Here is a 20,853-nt window from a genome sequence, read left to right on the forward strand (position 1 = left end):
TTGACGGATTCCAAATCAGATTTGTCAAGTATGGGGCAGCCTCAAACCGCTTGTTTTTTGAATAAAGAACGCTTATAAGGTATGGACTATGTTCAAACAGCGTATTGAAAAATTAGGCTCCGCCTGCATTGACGGCATCCGGTCCATTGGTCGAATATCAATCTTTTTTTCTCAGGGTATCTGCCGGAATTTTGTGCCTTTTGTTCAGATTTCAAAAATCATGGAACAGGTGTGGTTTATTGGGGCTAAGTCCATGTTTGTCATTGTGTTGACGGCAATATTTACCGGCATGGTTCTAGGTCTTCAAGGGTATTACACCCTGGTGGATTTCGGTTCCGAAGCGACCCTTGGGTCAGCCGTGGCCATGACCCTTATCCGTGAGCTTGGGCCGGTACTGTCCGCTATCATGATTACGGCCCGGGCCGGATCAGCCATGGCTGCAGAAATCGGTGTCATGCGAATTTCAGAGCAGATCGACGCCCTTGAAACCATGGACATTAATCCGGTACGGTTTACCTTTTCCCCGCGTCTTTCAGCGTCCATTATCAGCTTTCCGCTTTTAACCGCACTTTTTGATGTTACAGGCATATTCGGCGGATACCTGACAGGCGTTGTAATGCTGGGTGTTAACCGCTATATATACATGGATAGAGTGATCCGAAGCATTGACCTTGCAGATGTCACCGGTGGATTTGTCAAAGCCCTCGTATTTGGCGTGATTGTCTCTACCATGTGCTGTTACAAGGGTTTTTTTGCACATATTTCCGGGGCCCAGGCAGGGCAGGGTGCTAAAAGTGTATCCTTGGCCACCACCGATGCGGTTGTCAATTCCTGTGTCCTTATTCTAATATCTGATTACATCATCACCTTTTTTCTGGTTTAATCATGGGTCAGCCTTACATTGAACTGATAGATATTCATAAAAGTTTTTCAGCCAATCATGTGCTTGACGGCGTCAATCTCACCATTGAAAAGGGTCTGGTGACATGCATAATCGGTAAAAGCGGCACGGGGAAATCTGTTTTGATCAAACACATTATTGGTCTGATACATGCCGATTCCGGTCAGGTCCGCGTGGACGGTTTACCCATGAATGAAATGGACAATGATCAAAAACACCGGTTTTATAAACAAATATCCTTTATGTTTCAGGATAATGCCCTGTTTGATTTTTTAACGGTGTGGGAAAATATTGCTCTGCCGTTAACCGAGAAAAAAAAGATGCCCATGGATCAGATCCGGCAGCGGGTAAAGGAAAAAATGCAGGCCCTGGAGATCAGCAAGCATGAAAACAAATATCCGGGCCAGTTGTCCGGAGGGATCAGAAAGCGTGTGGCCCTTGCCCGGGCCCTGATTACCGAGCCTGTTGCCGTGCTTTTTGACGAGCCTACGTCAGGGCTTGATCCGGTGAGAAGAAACAGCGTCCATGCCATGATTTCAACATACCAGAAAGAATTCGGCTTTACCGCTGTTATTGTCAGCCATGATATCCCGAAGATATTTACCATATCACAGCGTGTGGCCATGCTTGATCAGGGTAAAATTATTTACTTTGGAAAAAGTGACGAGATTTTTCAGACTGACAATGAGACAGTCAAGGCATTTATTTCAGGAAAAGAGACAGGAAAAGAGACCTGATAAGTGAAAAATTAAGGACAGGTTCATGAAATTAATAAATAAGGAATTATATGTAGGCGTCTTTGTTCTTATCGGCCTTTTGTGTGCGGGTTATCTTACGGTTGTTTTGGGTGGTGTCCCGATGTTCGGCCCGAAGGGGTATACGCTGTATGCATATTTTACCTCTGTAAGCGGTTTGAAAGACGGTGCCCGAATTGAGATGGCCGGTGTTGAGATCGGCAATGTCTCTGAGATCAGGCTGGACAAAGAGCGTCTGGAGGCAAAGGTTGCCTTCAGAATCAATCAGGAACTTCAACTCAGCGAAGACAGCATTGCCTCTATTAAAACCGCAGGCATCATTGGTGAAAAATATATTTCCATTTCTCCGGGTGGATCTGATATCATGCTTGAAGATAAAGAGGCGTTTAATAATACCGAATCAACCCTGGATATTGAGTCGCTGATCAGAAAATTTATCTTTAAAGATGATAATGAGTCATGAACAGGTAAAAACCGCAGGGGAAATATCTATGAAATCTTATTGGGTCCTTAGTATTCTGATTCTGACACTGATCTCAGGCCCGGTTGTTGCCGGTAATATAGCAGATCAAACCGGACAAATGGTATTTTCAGGCGCTGATCAGGAAGCCGGTGCAGCCGATCAAATAGATACGGCACAGGATGATGGGTTTGAAGCAGATATTTTTCAGGAAGATCAGGCAGAGCAGAGTACCCATGCCATCGTAGCAGATCCTCTTGAAGGATTTAACCGGGCTGTATTCGTTTTTAACGATAAGATTTACATGTATGGCTTAAGGCCAATAGCAAAGGGGTATGCCCGGGTAGTTCCCACCTTTGCCCGTAGAGGGGTTAAGAACTTTTTTAACAACCTGTTTTTCCCCATCCGTTTTGTCAATGATTTGCTCCAGGCCAAGGGTGAAGCTGCAGGCATGGAATTCTCCGCCTTTTTCATCAACACAACCCTTGGTTTTGGCGGATTAAATGATTTTGCCCAGAAATATGTGGGCATCCGGCTTCAGGATGAAGATTTTGGCCAGACCCTTGGATCATACGGCATTGGCAACGGATTTTACCTGATGCTGCCCGTTCTTGGTCCCAGTTCTTTGAGGGATGCCGTGGGCCGTGCAGGAGACTCGCTTATCAATCCAGTCAACTATGTACAGCCCTGGGAATTGTGCTGGGGGGGACGGGGGCTTGAAACGGTGAACGGGGCATCATTTCACATCGGAGAGTATGAAGCGTTCAAAAAAGCGTCAATAGATCCTTACACAGCCATGCGTAATGCCTATATCCAGAACCGAAACGCCCTTGTCAAAGACTTGACCGGCGCGCAAAAATTAAAGGACAGTAAAGAATAAAAGACAGCTTCAATTTTTTTTCAGGCTGAGCAGTCCCAAAAGTTCCTTAAATATATTTTGTCTGACACGGTCCTTCATGATATTTTCCTAAATATTTTATAAGGCTCTATTCACTAAACCACGTGTCCCCTGTAGCCCCCTGTAGGTTGGGTTGAGGAACGAAACCCAACAATTATCTTTTCAAATCCATCACTCATGCCCAACACCTTCATCAAAATCCAAAACCACACCGCCCCCCCAATTTTCCGGGTATTGTCCCTGTTTCACATATTGGTGAAAACTTGAATATTTCCAACTTCCCGGGGCATTAACCAAGCCATGTTTAACGGGATTGTAATGAATGTATTCCACATGCCGCATAAAATCCTGCTCATCTTTGTTTTTTGTTTTCAGGGGCAGAAAACACCTTTTTCCGCCCGAACGTTACTACCGTGAAAAAATAAGTTCCTCCTGCAATCTTTGCCCGACGGTACCGCATATCTTAACCGTTTCATCATGGTTCGTTAATTTGTGTTATCCATTTTCCCATCTGCCCGGTGCCGCCCCTGTGGTCTCCAATGTTGGGTTGAGCGCAGCGAAACCCAACATTTAACCAGGAGCATTCATCAAACCATCCATGTTCATATAAATTTTCAGCCCATATCCCATTCAAAAAATTTTAATGAATCAATTGTTTGTTGGGTCGTTATATCCCAGCCTTATTTCCTCCGGTTTGCATTTAATTGTTGGGTTTCGTTCCTCAACCCAACCTACGCAGCTACGCAGCTCAATTGATCATAGTCATCCGTAAAGCATTTGAGGGCTTCACTCAGACCGTGCTGTAACCGGATCAGCCGTTCATCTGAAATATGAGCGATAAATACCTCCAGGCAATCACAGACTTCCCTAAAGCCTTGATACATTTCAATGCCTGCCATGCGGAATGGTGGACGTCCCTTTAAAGTCAGCAGATAACGCACCCTGCGTATCAGCGAATCCACAATGGATTGCCGTTCCTGTTCCACCTGATCGACTGAATGTTGTTCCGTTTTCCCCTCGGTGGTAGGATTTTCAATCACAGGTGACGGCAGCAAACCCGTTACCGTCAATACCGGGTTGTTCCACATGCTCCGGACGGATGATCTCCCCGGCATTTTCCCGGACCGTTTTCCTGAGTTCAACTTTTGTTCACCACATAACGGACATTGATCTAATTCGCAAATGTACATTTCCGATGTTTGAGGGTATAATATACGACGTGTTCTCATGGCATGTTCTCCTTTGGGCGTCTTTGTTTTTGGCAAAACATTTATTGCCATGAGAACTTCCTTTATTCAACCCTTTTCGGGGTGAGGTTTGCGGTATTGCGAAAAAAGATACTACGACCACCAATAAAAGCTTATACATCTTCATTTCTGCTCCTCCTTATCACCCTGAAATTAACAGATCTCTTCCAATGACGCCCTCTGGATCAACCGCATAATAAATACACCCTGGCCGAGTTTTCCTCGTTTATTTTTATTTCGCTTTCCTTGATTCCCCATTTAAAAAAACAGACGGTTTTCCTTTGCCCTCCATAAAAACAAAAACCGAGTCACCCTTCAAAAGGCAACCCGGCTTTCTATTGATGCAACTTTAAGACCCGTGGCTTTCCGTCCCTGCTTCACAACAGGTTTGGTATTTTCTATTTTTTTTCGAGAAAATAAGCAATCTTCATACCGAATTTAATAAACAAATATCAAACAAATAAAGTCGGGCTGAAAAAGCTTATTATTTCAACCCATAAGAATATTTTCGCCAGGCAATCCCCCCATTATCATATTCGGAAAACTATGGGTTTCTCTTAGGAAATTATTTTCTCATGATATTTTAGTTTAGGAAGTATTTGTTATAATTTGTGTAAAAGATTCATATTTCAATATTGTGATAGCCATGAAGGACATGATGCACATGAAGAATATATATCGGGAAATTAATCTTCATGTCCTTCATGCGCTTTATGGTTTTAATTTGGAAGTATCTCAACTTTAAAACATTGAGGCTGGAGGATTATTTTTCAATGAGATTGGCCCGCCTGTTGGGCAGAAAGTATCTCATTTTGTGGGTGCGGATCTGTTCAAGTACCGACATGTCCAGTATATAGGTGTGCATTTTATTTTCGTATGCGATGTTTTCACCGGCCAAAAATCCGTCAGGGCCAAGCATCATGGATATTCCGGGGAAATTAAGCCCTGCATCATTTTCGCCGACCTGATTAACCGCTGCCACAAACACGGCATTATCAAATGCCCGTGCCGTTAAATGGCGCTTCCAGGATGCGCTTTTTTCTTCAGGCGTTCCCCGTGGAGACGCATGGGGAATAAAAATAATATCCGCCTTTTTTAATGCCATGGCCGTGGATAATTCCGGAAAATGGGCGTCGTAACAAAGCTGGATTCCGAAATGCACCCCTTTGAATTTAAAGACCTTGACATCATCTCCACAGCTGAAATAGGGTGCCTCAAATGGAGATAAATGAATTTTTCTGTACCTGGCCACGGACTGATCCGGGCGAAACACCAGGTGGGTGGCATAGATTTTTTTAGACGCCGCCTTTTCAACAAGTCCGGTTAGTATCGCGATATTGTATTTTTGTGCAAGCCGGTTCAGCTCATCCATCCATCCGGAATCAAGGGCAACGGCATTACTTAAATCCGCCGGGGCATACCCTGTAAGGTTCATTTCAGGGAACACAACAAAATCACAGTTCTGCTGTGCCGCATCAGAAATATTTTTGACCGTCAGGGCAAGATTGTGCGCGAACCGGTTCACAGGGCAGTTCTGGATGACCAGGGTCACACGGATGTTTTGCATAATAACCCACAACAAATCAGGGCTAAAATGGACGCCGCAGGCGCCTCATTCTCTTGTTGCTTGCCTCTTGTCTCGAGTTTCATGAACAGGTCAGACTTTAAAATTAGCTGCTATTTTAAATACATGGGTGGCCGGCAGATTAAGAATCTCGGTCACTCCGGTTTTTTGTGAAATGGTTTCAAGGCGTTCTTTAATTTCTTGGACTGAAGGCGCAATAAACGTAAACCAGATATTGTACTGATGATTCCTTTGATAATTATGTGTAACGCCGCTGAAGGCATTAACGGTTCTAGTGAACAGTTCAATTTTATCAGGTTCCACCCGGGCCGCACACAGGGTGGAATAAAAACCTAAACGGTCGGGACTGAAATTTCCTCCGATTCTGCGGATAATCATCTCCTGTTTCATTTGCTCTATTCTATCGATGAGCTGGTCTTCACTTAGCCCCAGTTCTTCGGCTAAAACCTTGTAGGGCCTTGGATGAATAGGGAAGTCAGCCTGAATCCGGTTAAGTATGTCTTTGCTTGTCTGGTCTTCTATCATTGGGTGGAAAGTTTCCAAAATTGTAAAAAAAGATAAAGGCCCTGTTTAGTTTTAAACAGGGCCTTTATCAATATTAAGTTAAAAATTTAAACTATTTTTTAACTATACACAACCGGTCGGTTTCGGAAGACCGGCCATCTTGCAGGCGCCTTTACCTGGTCCGGAGGGGAACAGTTCATAGATGTGTTTCAGTTTGAACTTTGTGAGCTTGGAAAGAACACGAACCATGGGGGCAATGCCGTTTTTCTCGTAGTAGTCTTGGAGAACTTTAACAAGCTGCCAGTGTTCCTCAGTCATCTCGTCGATGCCTTCCTGGCCTTTTACATATTCTACCCATTCTTCATTGTACATATTGTAGTCAAGAAGAAATCCGTCTTCATCTATCTCGAATGTTTTCCCATTGAATTCAAGTGTTGCCATTTAATCAATCCTCCTAAAAAAGTTTGTTATACCTGCTCGTTTAACCTATCTTAAGACAAACCGTCTTCACTATCAAAGTCGCTTTTACAATTGGAAGCTTACCTTATCTCAGCATTGTATCCTTGTCAACAAAGAATAGCAGCCGTTCGGTAAAAAAAAATGTATCCGAACCCTGCGTGGTTAATACCGTTTGGGGTCAAATTAACCTGTTCAAGTGTAAAAATAAGCCTATCCTTGCACATCAGTTCGCTTTCGAATCAATCGCGTCTGTAATAGCTTTAATTAATTCTCATTTTTCAAAAACCATGATATAAAACGTTTCGCTGAATATTGTCAACCTTAGTTGGTATAACCATAACCCTTTTATATACAATCCCTGACAAATAAAAACTATTTTTGCATGACAAAAATTATTACCATATGCGGCCCCACTGGCATCGGAAAAACAGGCTTTGCCATTGCCCTGGCCCAGGAACTGAATGGCGAAATTATTGGTGCAGATTCCATGCAGATCTATAAATATATGAATGTTGGGACTGCCAAACCCGATGAAAGGGAAAGGCGGCTTGCCGTACATCATCTGGTTGACTTTCTTGATCCGGCGGAAAATTTTGATGCAAAAAGTTTTACTCTCCTGGCAGACCAGGCTATTTCCGACATTGCAAAACGGGGTCGGGTGCCTTTGGTCGTCGGCGGGACAGGGCTTTATATCAGGGCCTTACTCCACGGCCTCTTCAGAGGGAAACCGGCTTGCCCGGCAACCCTTGAAAAACTGAATCAGGCCCTTGAGGAAAAGGGGGCACCGGCTCTTCATGAACAATTGACAAAATGTGATCCAAAGGTTGCAGAAAAGATTCATCCCAATGACGGATTCAGAATTGTAAGGGCGCTTGAAGTGTTTTTAACCACAGGGGTTCCCATTTCCCAGTGCCGGCAGACCCATGATTTTAAGTCAGACCGATACCAAAGCCTTACCTTTGGCCTTTATATGGACCGAAAATTATTATATGACCGGATTAATCAGCGGGTGGATATGATGATGGCCCAGGGTCTGCTTGATGAGGTGAAAAATCTTGTAAACCAGGGGTATTCACTGGAATTGAAATCCATGCAGTCCATCGGCTACCGGCATATGGGGATGTATATAAAAGGAGACATAAGCCTTGAAGAGGCCGTCCGGTTGCTTAAACGCGATACCCGCAGATATGCCAAGCGCCAGTTTACCTGGTTTAACAAGGAAAAGAATCTGATTTGGATTAATGCCGAAGAGACGCAAAACGCCATTGAAACGGCCAAAGACTTTTTGACATAACCTCCTGGTTTGATAATATTGAATCTTTTTATAAAGAGACGGTTTTAAACAACAAGACCCCAAAATGGTGTAAATATTCGGGTTAGTCATTTTTAAGTTGATTTGAGTAACGTCCTAAAATTCTGGTCCAGAGGATAAACCCAAACATCTTTGATGGGAACAATCACCGTCCCTTTCTTTGGGTTAGCACCTAATTTACCCCGCCCTTTAGTTTCTCCAACAATTTGCCAGTTTGCGGCTTTATAACAGGTCCCTGCGAAACGATCTTTTTGAACAAACGTCTCAAGCAGGACAGGCCGGATATTATACTTGTTGTGCCAATCATCCGGGAGTCGGTGTGTGATTAATGAGAGAACTTTGGATGCCAAATTTTTTGATTGAATCCATGGCAAAATAAGGAATCTGGCATTATTCACAATCAAATGCAAATTTGCCTTTCTTTGATCATGAGTCCATCCAATAAACTGATCTCTTGGTGCGGTTTGCCATGCCGCTGCACCGAACCCTGCCAGGGCAACGATCTGTTCGCCGGCAGTAATGAAATATCGAAGTTGGGCACCTGGCAACGGCTTATGCCCAAGATAATGATACCTTTCGATGTATTCATTCCACAAACCAGATGTCGCTTTGGTAACGATCTGCAAATTAAGTTCCGGCAAACGATGAACCGGACAGACAACCCGGCTTTGCGGATCCGTAGCTGACGTTAATTTAATGCGTCGGTCACGCTTTGTTTTTTGAGTAGAGGGCGGCAGGCATATCACCCCATCCTTTTCCATCTTCAGCATAGCAACACGGCACGACATATCTTTGGTTTTTCCATCCGGTTTGAACCATTGGAGAATCCGGCACACCTCTATTGAAAGTCGCGTTCGGTTGAACTGGGGATTGTTTTTTATGAGAGCCTTGATCTGTGTTATTTCTGTTCGGGTAAAATCCCGGCCACAGTATCGGATCATGAGGTATCTATCGGTTTTGACAATTTCTCCAGGCGGGCCTTATCCATTTCCCAGGGAAGAAACCGTGATAATTGTTCAGGCGCTTTCCCATGGTTTAGAGCGCAGGCATTAAGGTACGAATTTAACCAGTGGTGACAGTTCAGTCCCCACAACTCCAAGGTTTTAAAAAGTGAAAACATCATTGCTGCCAGTTGAGCGCTCCATACACTTGCTGAACCATAAAAATTTCTACGACCTGTTACTGGATTCCGAATGGCATTTTCACCTTTATTATTATCCATGGGGACTTCCGGGTGTTCAACAAACACACTCAATCCGTCCCAATGGTTTTTCAGGCTTTTCAAAATTTTGTATTTAGCATTGGATAACAGGGTGGAATTAGGGTCATCGGGATTGTGTGATTCTATAAATGCATCTCGGTCCTGCGTCATTTCATTCATCTTGTTAATCACAGATTCATGTCGCTTTTTGAATGATTCCGACTGCCATTGCACAGGTAATGCTTTATCAAAGGCTGCACAACGAAGGTTGTTTATATGATACAGCTGTGCGATTTTCTCAATCCAGCAAAACGCCCATTCTTCCAATTCCGGATACTTCCTGGCTGCATCCAGGAAATCACGGCGGACGTGTGCCCAACAAAAGGCCAGAATAATGAAAGGCATTTTGTTAGCCAGTGATTTATAGGCGCTGTATCGGTCGCAGACAACAATGATTTTACCTTTCCGGGTATTTTTAAAATATGATATCGGAATATCTGCACCTCGTCCCGGCGCAATCAGGAAATAGACAACGGATTCAGAACGACTGACCCATAACCACCATTTATTTCCGATTTTACCTTCAATTTCTTCAAAAACCTTCCAGCTGCTTTCATCTTGATGGAATCTGTCTTCGGTCATTTGTTGAAGGTAAAGCCTGTTGCAGATGGGTTCAAATAATTCTTTGAGATTGTTCAAGCCGCCTGAAATTGTACCGGCTGAAATGGGTAAACCAAGCTCCTCATAATGATTTAAAAGACGATTGGTCGGCTGGCAATAACGAAATTTGTTCAACAAAACGTCTGCCCAGATTGAAATTCCGTATGGGCTTTTGGGCATCAGCTTTGGAGGCATTGGCGCAGTAATCGTTTGAGGCACCCCTTTGCACGAGCATATTTTTGTTCCTGTCTGACGGACAATTCTCCTTGTGTAGGCTTTGACGTCAACCTCAATAATTTGGGTTTCAGGTCCTGAACTCCCATCAAGTGTATAGGGCAACCCGCAACAAGGGCATACTGGATTTTGGGGAAAACAAGCTTGTTCGTATACTACAGGAAGATCAGGACGCTCTGTCAGGCCGTGACCTTCACTTCCAGGTTGTTGACCACGAGGCCTTTTGTTTTCATTTGATTTTGGATTGGCTTTTTCTGTTTTTGAAGGTCTCTTTTCGGTTTTTTCCCAAATAATCGGTTTTTCAGTATCCCGGATTTGGCCATCTTTTTCTTTATTTCTTGCTTGAGCCCTTCTTCCCGCAAAAGAGCTTTTTGGTGCATGCCTTTCCAATACCCCACCTGGTTTCTTAATTCCAGATATTCGCTCTCTGGGATTGAAATATATGGCTGTGAATCAGCCTGCAGATCAATAGTCTGACCATCAATTTGATGCATGCACACTGCTGATATTTTTTGACAAGAAGATACCATGCTTCTTCTTGTATCAATATTTTATGATAGTGTCCCGCTTTTTTTGAGATGGGAGAAAAAATTATTACTAACCCGAATATTTACAAAATGGTAGCTTTATGACTTACACAACACACATAAAACTTGTATTTTCTGTTTGTCTTTTAATTGTGCTTTCTTTTTTTTGCGGATGTTCCAAACATGTCATTTCACTCCCTTCTTCTCCTAAGCCGGTACAAAAATCTGTAGCCCCGCAGGAAACTGTCCCGGAACTTATCAGTCAGGCCAGAATTTTAAGCGAACAAGGCGCTGTCCAGGATGCCCTGATCATATACAATTATGCCTTTAATCTCACCCAAAAACTTGAGACAGGCCAATATATTTATTTTAAAAAGATTATCCTTGATGATATTGAAAGACTTTTATCAAAAACAGACCCTGTAGAGATTCGGAAATTTTCAGATATAAAAAATCTTTCTATCCCCCGGGATATTTTAGACTACTGGGAGGGTTACAGATTTGCTCAGCACGAAGATTATGCCAATGCTGCAATGGTCTTGAATGCTTTCCTTGAAAAATATCCCGATCATCCCAGGAGCGCGCAGATAAAGGAACTTTTGGCAGACATGGGTGCCAGATCCTTTGACAAAAAGAAACTAGGCATTATTTTGCCCATGTCCGGAAGATATAAACTTTACGGACAAAAGGTCATGAAAGGAATAGAGCTTTCCCTGGCACGGTTATCTGAATTCGGTATCAAGGGTTTAAGCCTTATCGTCAAGGACAGTATGTCTGATCCCCAACAGGCTGCCATGTGTGTAGAGCAGCTTGGAAAGGAGAATGTTTTTTCCATTCTGGGCCCTATTTTTGTTTCAAAGCAAGTGGCTGATAAGGCCCAGGCTCTTGGTATTCCAATGATGGCCCTGACCCAGAAAATTGAATTTCCCAAATATGGGGATTATATATTTACAAATTTCATAACCCCTGAAATGCAGGTTCAGGCCTTGGGTACCTATATTTTTCATGAACTGGGACTGAGAAGTGCGGCTGTCCTATATCCTGACGATCCGTATGGCCACCGATATATGCAGGTGTTTAGGGAGATGGTCGATGGGTTTGGAGGCCAATTAACCGCAGTCCAGGCATACGACGGCAACAAAACTGATTTTTCAGCTTCCATCAAAAATTTGATCCGGAACACAGGGTTAAGTTTCCAGGCATTGTTTATTCCTGATTCGGTCTCCAGAATAAATCTGATACTCCCCCAGCTTGTCTACCATGACGCCCGGGGGTTTACCCTGTTGGGGACCAACCTGTGGCATCAGGACAGCCTTTTAAAAGAGACCCGAAGGTATAATAGAAATGCCGTCATCTGCGACGGATATTTTTCCGGCAGCGCCAATCCTGAAAGCGTATGGTTTGATAAGGCATTCAAGGCGTTATATCAGGAATCCCCGGGCTTCCTTGAGGCCATTGCCTATGATACGGCCCAAATTCTGTTCAGGGCAGCCAATGCCGACGACGTTAATTCAGGGAAACAACTTAAGGAAGTTTTACAAGGGAATTTTATTTTTGACGGGGCCACCGGCCGCACACAATTTGACGAGACCGGCACCCCGCACAAGGAGTTGTTTCTGATTACCGTGAAGGATGATCAGTTTGTGGAAATCAACCGTTAAAGAGCAAATTCTGGCCTGTGGATTCAAGAACCGACTGCCATAGCCTGCCTGACGGATCCATCTTTTTGCGCTGTCCGGCTGAGGCATCCATGGGTATATGCACATAATTATTATTCCAGAAGCTGATAAGCAAATTGGTTTTTCCGGCCATGCCCGCATGTACGGCATCCCTTGCCAGAAGTCCGCAGAACACCGAGTCATTGGCATTGGCCGGCAGACTGCGGATGATGTAGGATGGATCAATGTACTTTAAAGAGATTGGGATGTTTTTGGATTTAAAATAGGTACTGATTTCTGTCTTTAAAAATAGACCGATATCCTTGAGCTTTAGATTTCCCGAGGCATCATGCTCAATATCCTTGTCTTCAAAAAAATTTTGGCCGGCCCCTTCGGCGACAATGATTACCGCATGCTTTCTTAGTGCCAGACGCCGCTCCACAGCAGCCAAAAGCCCGTTTTCCCCATGCAGCAGTATCTCCTCTTCGGGAATAAGCACAAAATTGGCGTCAGGTTGGGCAAGGGCTGCCGTGGCGGCCAGAAATCCCGAATGCCTGCCCATGAGCTTGATCAGGCCGATACCGTTGGGATAGGCCTCGGCTTCGTTATGGGCTCCCTTGATTGCCAGGGTGGCCACGTCTACGGCTGAATCAAAACCAAAGGAACGGGAAACCAGGAAAATATCATTATCAATGGTTTTTGGAATGCCAACCACGGAAATCTTTAATCTGCGGTTTAAAATTTCATCTCCAATGGCCTTGGAGGCCATTAATGTCCCGTCGCCTCCTACCATGAAAAGCAGCCCCACCCCTATACGTTCCAGGCAGTCCACAATTTCCCCGATATCCTGTCCCCCCCGGGAAGAGCCCAGCATTGACCCACCGGTATTCTGGATGCCAGATACCCGTTCAGGATTAAGTTCAATCAGGTCATGGCCGTATTTAGGGATAAATCCCTGTAGCCCGTGGCGAATACCATAAATAGTTTTGACGCCATACACATGGTACAATTCAAGCACCAGCGACCGGATAATGTCGTTCAGTCCAGGACACAGCCCCCCGCAGGTGACGACCGCGCATTTAAGTTTGCTGGGGTCAAAGTAAATGTTTTCCCGGGGGCCGGCCTGTTCAAAACTCAGCAGACTGTCTTTGTTTTCTCCGGCAACACGATCAACCCTGACATCAACGCTGATCCTGTACTCATCTTTCATGAACCGGGTTTTACCATCACGGGTCACCCCCTGGGAAGTTAGTGGGGATGGGATCCGGGCAGGACCTAAAACGGAAATGGTGGTGTTGATGTTCATATTTTTCATTGATTGCCTCCATTAAATTTAAAGGTTCCCTTTCCCAGGATATCGTGGAGATGCAACAATCCTTTAAGACAGTCTTTCTCCCCAAGGATAGGCAAAACCGTAATTTCATATTTTTCCATTAAATTAAGGGCATCATACAGATAAGAATCGGGGGATAGATGCCTTGGGGAGCGGGTCATCACTTCGTCCACAAGCAGGGTCTCGGCTGTGCCGCCCCCTTTTGCAAGCCAGTGCCGGACATCTCCGTCAGTAAGTATTCCCATAAGTTTGTCATCCGAATCAAGTATAACAACAGCACCCAGGCGATGAATATCCATGCAGGCAAGGGCCTGGGCCATAGTGGCACCTGTTTGCACAAAAGGCACGCCTGATTTTTCAAGCATCAGTTCGCTAACCTTACCTGACAGACGCTGTCCCAGTGCACCGCCGGGATGAGAACGCATGAAATCGGCCTTTTTAAAATTTTTCTTTTTTATCAGGGCAACAGCCAGGGCATCCCCCATGGCTAACTGGGCCGTGGTTGAACAGGTCGGCGCCATATTTAAAGGGCAGGCCTCTTTTTTTACGCCGGTGTTTATGATCATGTCGCAGAATCCAGCCATGGTGGATTCAGGCTTTCCCGTAAAGCCTGCAATCCTGCAGCCCACCTCCCGGATCACCGGCAAAAGCTGGTTAAGTTCCCCGGTTTCACCGGAATTTGAGATGGCAATGAATATATCATCACGACCGACCATGCCAAGGTCACCGTGAACCGCCTCAACCGGATGAAGGAACATGGCATTGGTTCCTGTGCTGCTTAAGGTGGCGGCAATTTTTCTTCCGATTAAACCGGATTTTCCGATTCCCGAAATAATTACCCGCCCTTTTGCATTGCAAATTGCATTGACAAGGGTTTGAAAATCCATATTTAATTTTTCAATAAGGTCCAGAAGCGACTGGGCTTCCATTTTAAGAACTTCAACAGCATCGTCTATGATCATTGGTTTTCCCGGATTACTATTATTTTTGACTGGATATGGTTAAGGTTATGGCGTATTACGTTTTCATGTTATACATCAGAAAAGACCTGCCCACAAGTGACAGAACCCTAATATACGGTCGAACAAATATGTGTTTAAAAATAATTGGTTGACAATTGAAGGACCATTATGATAATTGGTTACGGTTTATTTTTCCCGGTTTATATAAAATCGGTTTTGTTTTGAATATTAAATACTAATGTCAAATGATATAAAAATTAAGAACAGGAAGACGATTATGATTTGTACAACTGTTAGAGAAGGTCAGGAGTGTGTTTTCATGACCGCCCAAGGCTGCAGCTATAACGAAGGTTACTGCCTTCCGATTATTGATGAATGTAAAGGATGCCAGAAAAGTGCCGAGTTTCCCACCGGCGTTTACTGTACTGTCGCACCTGATCCGTCCCTGAAATGGAAAAACGGAACCTGCAACATGGCCACCCATGTTAAAACCGCTACCGAAACCAAAAAACAGAAACTTAACCCCATCAAGGCATCCAAACGAAGATAGCACAGCCGATTCAATGTACGTAAAAACTCTGCAGTTTTCCTTGGACTTTCTTGAGGTCTGGCTGCAGGGTTTTTTCTTTTTTTAGGTGCCACATTCATCTTAATTGAATTTGGATAATACTTTAATATACAGGTTAAATCATGAATCCCATTGCCCAGGAATTGAATAACACCATTAAGCAAGGCGCCCCCCATGTATATGAAATGCTCTCTAACATGGGAAAAAAACTATTTTTCCCAAAAGGTATTTTAACCCAGAGCGCTGAGGCAAAGGAAAAAGCAAACAAGGTCAACGCCACCATCGGTATCGCAAGGCAGGGCAGCTGCGTTTTAAGTCTTACTTGCGTGACCAAATACATCACAGAAATTGAACCGGATGATTACCTGCCCTATGCTTCCTCATTCGGCTTGCCGGCACTGCGAAATAAATGGCTTAAGGAGATGTATGTTAAAAGTCCTTCACTTAAGGGAACTGTCGTCAGTCTGCCCATCGTCACATCCGGCATCACCCACGGTGTTTCCATATTCTCGGACATGTGGGTAAATGCCGATGATGTTATTGTTATGCCGGACATGTTATGGGGCAACTATAACATGATCTTCTGTGTCCGCAATAGTGCCCGGTTTGTTACATACAAATCCTATGACGATGCATTGACCCGTTTTAATCTGGATGATTTTGAGCGTGTTATCAGGGAACAGGCTGCACTTAATGACAAGATTGTTACCATGCTGAATTTCCCTCACAACCCAACCGGGTATGCCCTGAACGAGAAGGAGGCTGACCGTGTTGCAGAAATTCTCATTGATGTGGCACAAAAGGGTACCAATGTGGTGGCAGCCTGTGATGACGCCTATTTTGGATTGTTTTTCGAACCGGAGACATTTAAACAGTCCTTGTTTGCTAAACTTGCCGGTAAAACGAATCGGCTTCTGGCTGTTAAGCTCGACGGGCCGACCAAGGAAGATTATGTAATGGGATTCAGAACCGGGTTTATCACTTACGGGGTTGCCGCAGATACCAACCTTGAAGGGGTATATGAAGTTTTAGAAAAAAAGACCGCCGGATGCATCCGGGGCAATATCTCAAACTGTTCCCATTTAAGTCAGACCATTCTCATCAAATCCATGGAAGATGAAAATTATAAGAATCTCAAACAGGAGAAATTTAACCTGCTCAAATCCCGGGCTATGGCCATCAAAGAGGTGCTCAAAGATCCCAAATATGCAGACGGATTCGATGTTTATCCGTTTAATTCAGGATATTTCCTGTGCATTCGTGTTAAGGGTGTGAATGCAGAAGCGTTAAGGCTTCATCTGCTTGACAACTATGGCACTGGTCTGATCTCCATTGGAGAAGACAATCTTCGGGTGGCGTTTTCATGTCTGGAGGAAAAGGATGTGAAAACTTTATTTGACATTATTCTTTCAGGGATTAATGATCTGAGAAAGTAATTTTAATAATTTACCTGATGCAGAAACAGCCCCCGTGCCGGTGCTGTCGCACCGGCACGGGGGCGTTCACACGAATAGAGTATTTTATTGAATATTTCCGGATTGATTCGTCCTGTGCCGGCATCTTTCAGGGTACCCACTATATTTCTGACCATGTTTTTTAAAAATCCTGTGGCACAGATACAAAATTCCAGCCGATCGTAAGGCTTGTTTGCCCAGCTTGCACTGAAAACCGTTCTTACGGTCGAAGATCGGGGACTGCCGGTATTTTCAAAGGCTTTAAAATCGTGTTCGCCCACAAGGCATTCACAGCACTGATTCATAATATCAATATCCAAGTACGGTTTGACATGCCACAGATAATTCCGACCAATGGCAGCGGGAATGTCTCTGTTTAATATGTAATAGCGGTACTCTTTGGAACGAACATGGTACTGGGCATGAAAATCAGGCGCTGCAAACCGGCAGTCATGGATCACGATGGGTGCGGACATAAGGCTGTTTATCCCTTTTTGAATGATATCAGGGGCAAGACGGGTGTTTGCATGGAAATGGGCCACCTGGGCCCGGGCATGAACGCCTGCGTCCGTACGTCCGGAACCATGAATCTTAATGTCCTGGTTTAGAATCATGGATGCTATACGTTCAAGTTCCCCCTGAATGGTGGGTTTATCAGTCTGGCGCTGCCACCCGAAAAAATCGGTACCGTCATAGGCCACTATAATTTTGAAATTTTTTATCGGGTTATCCGGATTTTCAACTCTCTTAGGCATCATGCGGTATGGCCTTTTTTTTAAAAAAAAGAGACAAGCATCCAGAAAATTATCTTCAGATGGTTCCATATTTTGTCTCTTATACTCTGGATATTTGGACATACAAATAATCTGCCCAATCATGTTTGTCAATTCGAACCCATGGCTCTCCAGAAATTTCAACTTTAGTAAAATTAGGGACGGATATGTTTTTTCTTGAAAATTACAGGGCGTTGGTTTACAGCATCTTCGATGCTCCGCCAGGCCCGTAAAATTTGGCGGGAACGGAATTTGGCCGGTGTGGAAACCATTGAACGGCCTGTGGATAAAATTAAACATATTCTGACCAAACTATAAAGACCATGGGAAGGGCATAAAGGAGATCTATGATGATGGAAAAATCATTCAAGGCCATGGTGGTCTCGGAAGCAGGGAATAAACAATATCGCCGTGAAATCGTTCAGCGCCGGATAAGAGATCTTCCTGAAGGGGATGTGCTTGTTAAAGTTTATTATTCTTCACTGAACTATAAGGATGCGCTTTCGGCCAGTGGAAATAAGGGCGTTACCAGGAAATACCCCCATACACCCGGAATTGATGCCGCAGGTATAGTGGAGGAAAGTACGGATTCCGCCTTTAAAATTGGTGACAAGGTCATTGTCACCAGTTATGATCTTGGGATGAATACGGCCGGGGGGTTTGGGCAGTATATACGTGTTCCGGCCGGATGGGTGGTCCCTCTACCCGATGGCCTGAGTCTGCGGCAGGCCATGTGCTATGGCACGGCCGGATTTACAGCTGCCTTGTCCATACTGCAACTGGTTAACCATGGCGTGCTGCCCGAGTATGGTGAAATTTTGGTGTCCGGGGCCACCGGCGGTGTCGGCAGCATTGCCGTATCGATTTTGGCCAAACAGGGTTATACCGTGGCTGCCGTTAACGGCAGAACAGACCGGTCCGATTACCTGAAATCCATTGGCGCCCAGCGTATTATTGCCATTGAGGATGCCGTGGATACCAGCGGCCGACCAATACTTTCCCAACGTTGGGCCGGAGGCATCGATGCTGTGGGCGGTGATATCCTGGCCACGACCATTAAATCCATGAACGCCAAAGGCGTGGTGACCACCTGCGGAAACGTTGCCTCTCCGGATCTGCCCATCAATGTTTACCCCTTTATTCTCCGTGGTGTCACTTTGGTGGGGATTGATTCTCAGAATTGCCCCATGGCGGTTCGGCGAAATGCATGGGACAAGCTTTCAAAAGAATGGCAGATTACCCAAATGGAAACAGTTGTAGAAGAGGTTACGCTCAATGAGCTGGACAATCGGATTGACAAAATGCTCACAGGCGGCAATAAGGGGCGCGTGATTGTGCATATGCAGTCTTAAAGGCAAAACCAAACCAGTCCGGATCACGGATCAAGGCCGATGACACGGGGGAACGTTATATCAGCACGAACCTGTTCGAGCTGTAATTGTTTTAAATTTCCCTGGGGTCGGTCATATTTTCAGGACGCAGCATGTCATCCAGTTGCGCTCGGGTAAGCAGCCCTTTCTTCAAAACCAGGTCATATACACTCCCACCTGTTTTGAGCGCTTCCTTTGCAATGGACGCTGACTGTTCATAACCGATTACCGGAACCAAGGCCGTGACCAATCCGATGCTGGTCTGAACATAATGTTGGCATATATCACGGTTCGCTTCAATGCCCTCAATGCAGCGTGCAACCAGCGTGATACAGCCGTTTTTAAGGATCATCATGCCGTGCAGCAGATCAAAGGCAATGATTGGCTCGGCCATACACAGCTCCAATTCACTCGATTCGGCTGCCATGGATACAACCATATCGTATCCCATGACCTGATAACAGATCTGGTTCATCAATTCCGGGATAACCGGATTTACCTTGCCCGGCATAATGGAAGATCCAGGCTGCATGGGGGGCAGATTAATTTCATTCAGACCACAGCGGGGACCGGAAGAGAGCCAGCGCAGATCATTACAGATTTTTGAAATCTGTACGGCTGCAAGTTTGAGATTGGCAGACATATGAACAAAAATACCTGCATTCTGGGTAGCCTCCACCAGGTTTTTGGCCCTTCGCAACTGAAAACCGCTGACCTGGGTAAGCTTCTTAACCACCAGAGTGGCATAACCTGGCGGACTGTTTATGCCTGTACCAATGGCTGTTGCCCCCATGTTAACATCCCGGAATGCCTCGGCTGCCTGTTCGATGGAATTGATGGCGCTGTCAATCATAACCGCATAGGCGCTGAATTCCTGCCCCAGGGTCATGGGAACGGCATCCTGATTTTCAGTGCGTCCCATCTTGAGTACGTCTTTAAACGCTTCAGCCTTTCTTTCCAGCGAATTGCGCAGTTTTTCCATTGCGTGGACCAGATTTTTTTTGGCGAGCAGTACCGCCAGTTTTATTGCCGTTGGGTAGATGTCATTGGTGGATTGGGAGCAATTAACATGATCATTGGGATGCAGATATTGATACTCGCCTTTATTATAACCCAAGATTTCCAAACCGCGATTGGCAATCACTTCGTTGGCGTTCATATTGGTGGAGGTGCCGGCACCGCCCTGAAACATGTCAACCGTGAACTGGTCGTGCAGTTTGCCGTACAGAATTTCATCACAGGCCTGAGCTATGGCTTCCATCCTGCCCTGATGAATCCTGCCCAATTCATGATTGGCCATGGCCGCAGCCTTTTTGACCATGGCCAGCGCTTCGATCATGTGTTCAAAATTATTGATATGTATGCCGGAGATGGCAAAATTTTCCATGGCCCGTTGGGTCTGCACGCCATAATATACATCATTGGAAATGTCACGTGTTCCCAGAGAGTCATGTTCCAGGCGAAATCCGCTTGTGACCGTGTCATCAGTTTTCTTGTTTTGAAAAATTTTATCGTTAAGTATGCGCATGCGTCGATTAATGCTGACCGCAATCCGGGAAACGATCCTGTAAAAAAGATCGGGCTCAGTTTCTCTAAATGCATCAATTTTTTCCCGTGATATCTGCCAGATCTTCACACCATTTCGGGTAAACGCACCATTGACGTGGGAATCATCTCCCAGAAAAGCGCTTTCGCTGATCATGGATCCCGCACCCATGGACCCAACTTTGCGTGAAGATCCATGCAGTCCACGCACCAGTTCCACTTCTCCCTCAAGGATAATACCAGCCCATCTTCGGGGCGTTGATTCGTGGAATAGCCATTCATTGGGCCGGTAAACCTGCTCGTGGCTCTCGGTGAAAAAAGTTGCAAGATCCTTTTCAGTGATACCTGTGGCTTTTGCGGCCAGCTTGATAATATTTTGTTTTATCAACATGAAATTTTCCTACCAATAACTGAGATAAGGCGCAGAGGAAATTGGAGAACGTATTT

19 protein-coding genes and 1 riboswitch are annotated in these 20,853 nt (G+C 44.9%); of the genes, 9 read left to right on the forward strand and 10 right to left on the reverse strand.

The window, feature by feature from the left end:
• The first annotated feature begins 88 nt into the window (after positions 1-88).
• The 4 genes from DESPODRAFT_RS07005 to DESPODRAFT_RS07020 are packed head-to-tail and all read left to right on the forward strand — an operon-like array spanning position 89 to position 2,996.
• Positions 89-883 (forward strand): MlaE family ABC transporter permease, encoded by a 795-nt coding sequence (locus DESPODRAFT_RS07005; protein WP_004072419.1) that lies wholly within the window; start codon positions 89-91, stop codon positions 881-883.
• Positions 884-885: 2 nt separating this feature from the next.
• Entirely contained in the window at positions 886-1,638 is a 753-nt protein-coding gene (locus tag DESPODRAFT_RS07010; RefSeq protein WP_004072420.1) for an ABC transporter ATP-binding protein, read from the forward strand.
• A 25-nt stretch (positions 1,639-1,663) separates the two neighbouring features.
• Positions 1,664-2,119: an outer membrane lipid asymmetry maintenance protein MlaD gene (gene mlaD, locus DESPODRAFT_RS07015; RefSeq protein WP_004072421.1), complete on the forward strand. Its 456-nt coding sequence runs from the start codon at positions 1,664-1,666 to the stop codon at positions 2,117-2,119.
• A gap of 28 nt (positions 2,120-2,147) precedes the next feature.
• On the forward strand, positions 2,148-2,996 hold the full coding sequence (locus DESPODRAFT_RS07020) for an MlaA family lipoprotein (RefSeq protein WP_040016232.1): 849 nt from the start codon (positions 2,148-2,150) through the stop codon (positions 2,994-2,996).
• Between the two features lie 749 nt (positions 2,997-3,745).
• Here DESPODRAFT_RS07020 and DESPODRAFT_RS07030 read toward each other — a convergent pair.
• From DESPODRAFT_RS07030 to DESPODRAFT_RS07045, 4 genes are all read right to left on the reverse strand, one after another.
• Positions 3,746-4,294: a hypothetical protein gene (locus DESPODRAFT_RS07030; protein WP_040015879.1), complete on the reverse strand. Its 549-nt coding sequence runs from the start codon at positions 4,292-4,294 to the stop codon at positions 3,746-3,748.
• Positions 4,295-4,579: 285 nt separating this feature from the next.
• A riboswitch (cyclic di-GMP riboswitch) is annotated at positions 4,580-4,664 on the reverse strand.
• Between the two features lie 360 nt (positions 4,665-5,024).
• Entirely contained in the window at positions 5,025-5,828 is an 804-nt protein-coding gene (locus tag DESPODRAFT_RS07035) for a nitrilase-related carbon-nitrogen hydrolase (RefSeq protein ID WP_004072424.1), read from the reverse strand.
• Positions 5,829-5,918: 90 nt separating this feature from the next.
• On the reverse strand, positions 5,919-6,371 hold the full coding sequence (gene ahbA, locus DESPODRAFT_RS07040; protein WP_004072425.1) for a siroheme decarboxylase subunit alpha: 453 nt from the start codon (positions 6,369-6,371) through the stop codon (positions 5,919-5,921).
• A 102-nt stretch (positions 6,372-6,473) separates the two neighbouring features.
• Positions 6,474-6,791: a TusE/DsrC/DsvC family sulfur relay protein gene (locus DESPODRAFT_RS07045; protein WP_004072426.1), complete on the reverse strand. Its 318-nt coding sequence runs from the start codon at positions 6,789-6,791 to the stop codon at positions 6,474-6,476.
• A gap of 400 nt (positions 6,792-7,191) precedes the next feature.
• On the opposite strand from DESPODRAFT_RS07045, the gene miaA reads away from it, so the two are divergent.
• Positions 7,192-8,103: a tRNA (adenosine(37)-N6)-dimethylallyltransferase MiaA gene (gene miaA, locus DESPODRAFT_RS07050; protein WP_004072427.1), complete on the forward strand. Its 912-nt coding sequence runs from the start codon at positions 7,192-7,194 to the stop codon at positions 8,101-8,103.
• A 92-nt stretch (positions 8,104-8,195) separates the two neighbouring features.
• Here the strand turns inward: miaA and DESPODRAFT_RS07055 are convergent, their stop codons facing one another.
• A complete protein-coding gene (locus tag DESPODRAFT_RS07055) occupies positions 8,196-9,062 on the reverse strand; it encodes a DUF4338 domain-containing protein (protein ID WP_004072428.1) in 867 nt (288 codons plus the stop codon).
• Complete coding sequence (gene tnpC / locus DESPODRAFT_RS07060; protein WP_004072429.1) at positions 9,059-10,606, reverse strand: IS66 family transposase; 1,548 nt, start codon at positions 10,604-10,606, stop codon at positions 9,059-9,061. The genes DESPODRAFT_RS07055 and tnpC overlap by 4 nt, the downstream gene beginning before the upstream one ends.
• A 238-nt stretch (positions 10,607-10,844) precedes the next feature.
• Between tnpC and DESPODRAFT_RS07070 the strand changes: the two genes are divergently transcribed.
• Entirely contained in the window at positions 10,845-12,404 is a 1,560-nt protein-coding gene (locus DESPODRAFT_RS07070; protein WP_004072430.1) for a penicillin-binding protein activator, read from the forward strand.
• On the opposite strand, the gene DESPODRAFT_RS07075 is transcribed toward DESPODRAFT_RS07070, so the two are convergent.
• On the reverse strand, positions 12,394-13,716 hold the full coding sequence (locus DESPODRAFT_RS07075) for an ATP-dependent 6-phosphofructokinase (protein ID WP_004072431.1): 1,323 nt from the start codon (positions 13,714-13,716) through the stop codon (positions 12,394-12,396). The genes DESPODRAFT_RS07070 and DESPODRAFT_RS07075 overlap by 11 nt on opposite strands.
• Positions 13,713-14,696, reverse strand: coding sequence for a KpsF/GutQ family sugar-phosphate isomerase (locus DESPODRAFT_RS07080; protein WP_004072432.1), 984 nt, complete (start codon positions 14,694-14,696; stop codon positions 13,713-13,715). The genes DESPODRAFT_RS07075 and DESPODRAFT_RS07080 overlap by 4 nt, the downstream gene beginning before the upstream one ends.
• A 277-nt stretch (positions 14,697-14,973) precedes the next feature.
• On the opposite strand from DESPODRAFT_RS07080, the gene DESPODRAFT_RS07085 reads away from it, so the two are divergent.
• Together DESPODRAFT_RS07085 and DESPODRAFT_RS07090 are read left to right on the forward strand one after the other, a co-directional pair.
• Positions 14,974-15,246 carry a PxxKW family cysteine-rich protein gene (locus DESPODRAFT_RS07085; RefSeq protein ID WP_004072433.1) on the forward strand — a complete coding sequence of 91 codons (273 nt, stop codon included), beginning with the start codon at positions 14,974-14,976 and terminating at the stop codon, positions 15,244-15,246.
• Between the two features lie 140 nt (positions 15,247-15,386).
• A complete protein-coding gene (locus DESPODRAFT_RS07090; protein WP_004072434.1) occupies positions 15,387-16,700 on the forward strand; it encodes an aminotransferase class I/II-fold pyridoxal phosphate-dependent enzyme in 1,314 nt (437 codons plus the stop codon).
• 2 nt (positions 16,701-16,702) lie between these two features.
• Here DESPODRAFT_RS07090 and truA read toward each other — a convergent pair whose 3' ends face one another.
• Entirely contained in the window at positions 16,703-17,476 is a 774-nt protein-coding gene (truA, locus tag DESPODRAFT_RS07095) for a tRNA pseudouridine(38-40) synthase TruA (protein ID WP_245532036.1), read from the reverse strand.
• 362 nt (positions 17,477-17,838) lie between these two features.
• Here truA and DESPODRAFT_RS07100 point away from each other — a divergent pair, with 362 nt between their 5' ends.
• Positions 17,839-18,843, forward strand: coding sequence for a YhdH/YhfP family quinone oxidoreductase (locus DESPODRAFT_RS07100; protein WP_280985112.1), 1,005 nt, complete (start codon positions 17,839-17,841; stop codon positions 18,841-18,843).
• 91 nt (positions 18,844-18,934) lie between these two features.
• Here DESPODRAFT_RS07100 and aspA read toward each other — a convergent pair whose 3' ends face one another.
• Complete coding sequence (gene aspA, locus DESPODRAFT_RS07105) at positions 18,935-20,797, reverse strand: aspartate ammonia-lyase (protein ID WP_004072437.1); 1,863 nt, start codon at positions 20,795-20,797, stop codon at positions 18,935-18,937.
• Positions 20,798-20,853 lie beyond the last annotated feature (56 nt).

The organism is Desulfobacter postgatei 2ac9, from assembly GCF_000233695.2.
Classification (GTDB): domain Bacteria; phylum Desulfobacterota; class Desulfobacteria; order Desulfobacterales; family Desulfobacteraceae; genus Desulfobacter; species Desulfobacter postgatei.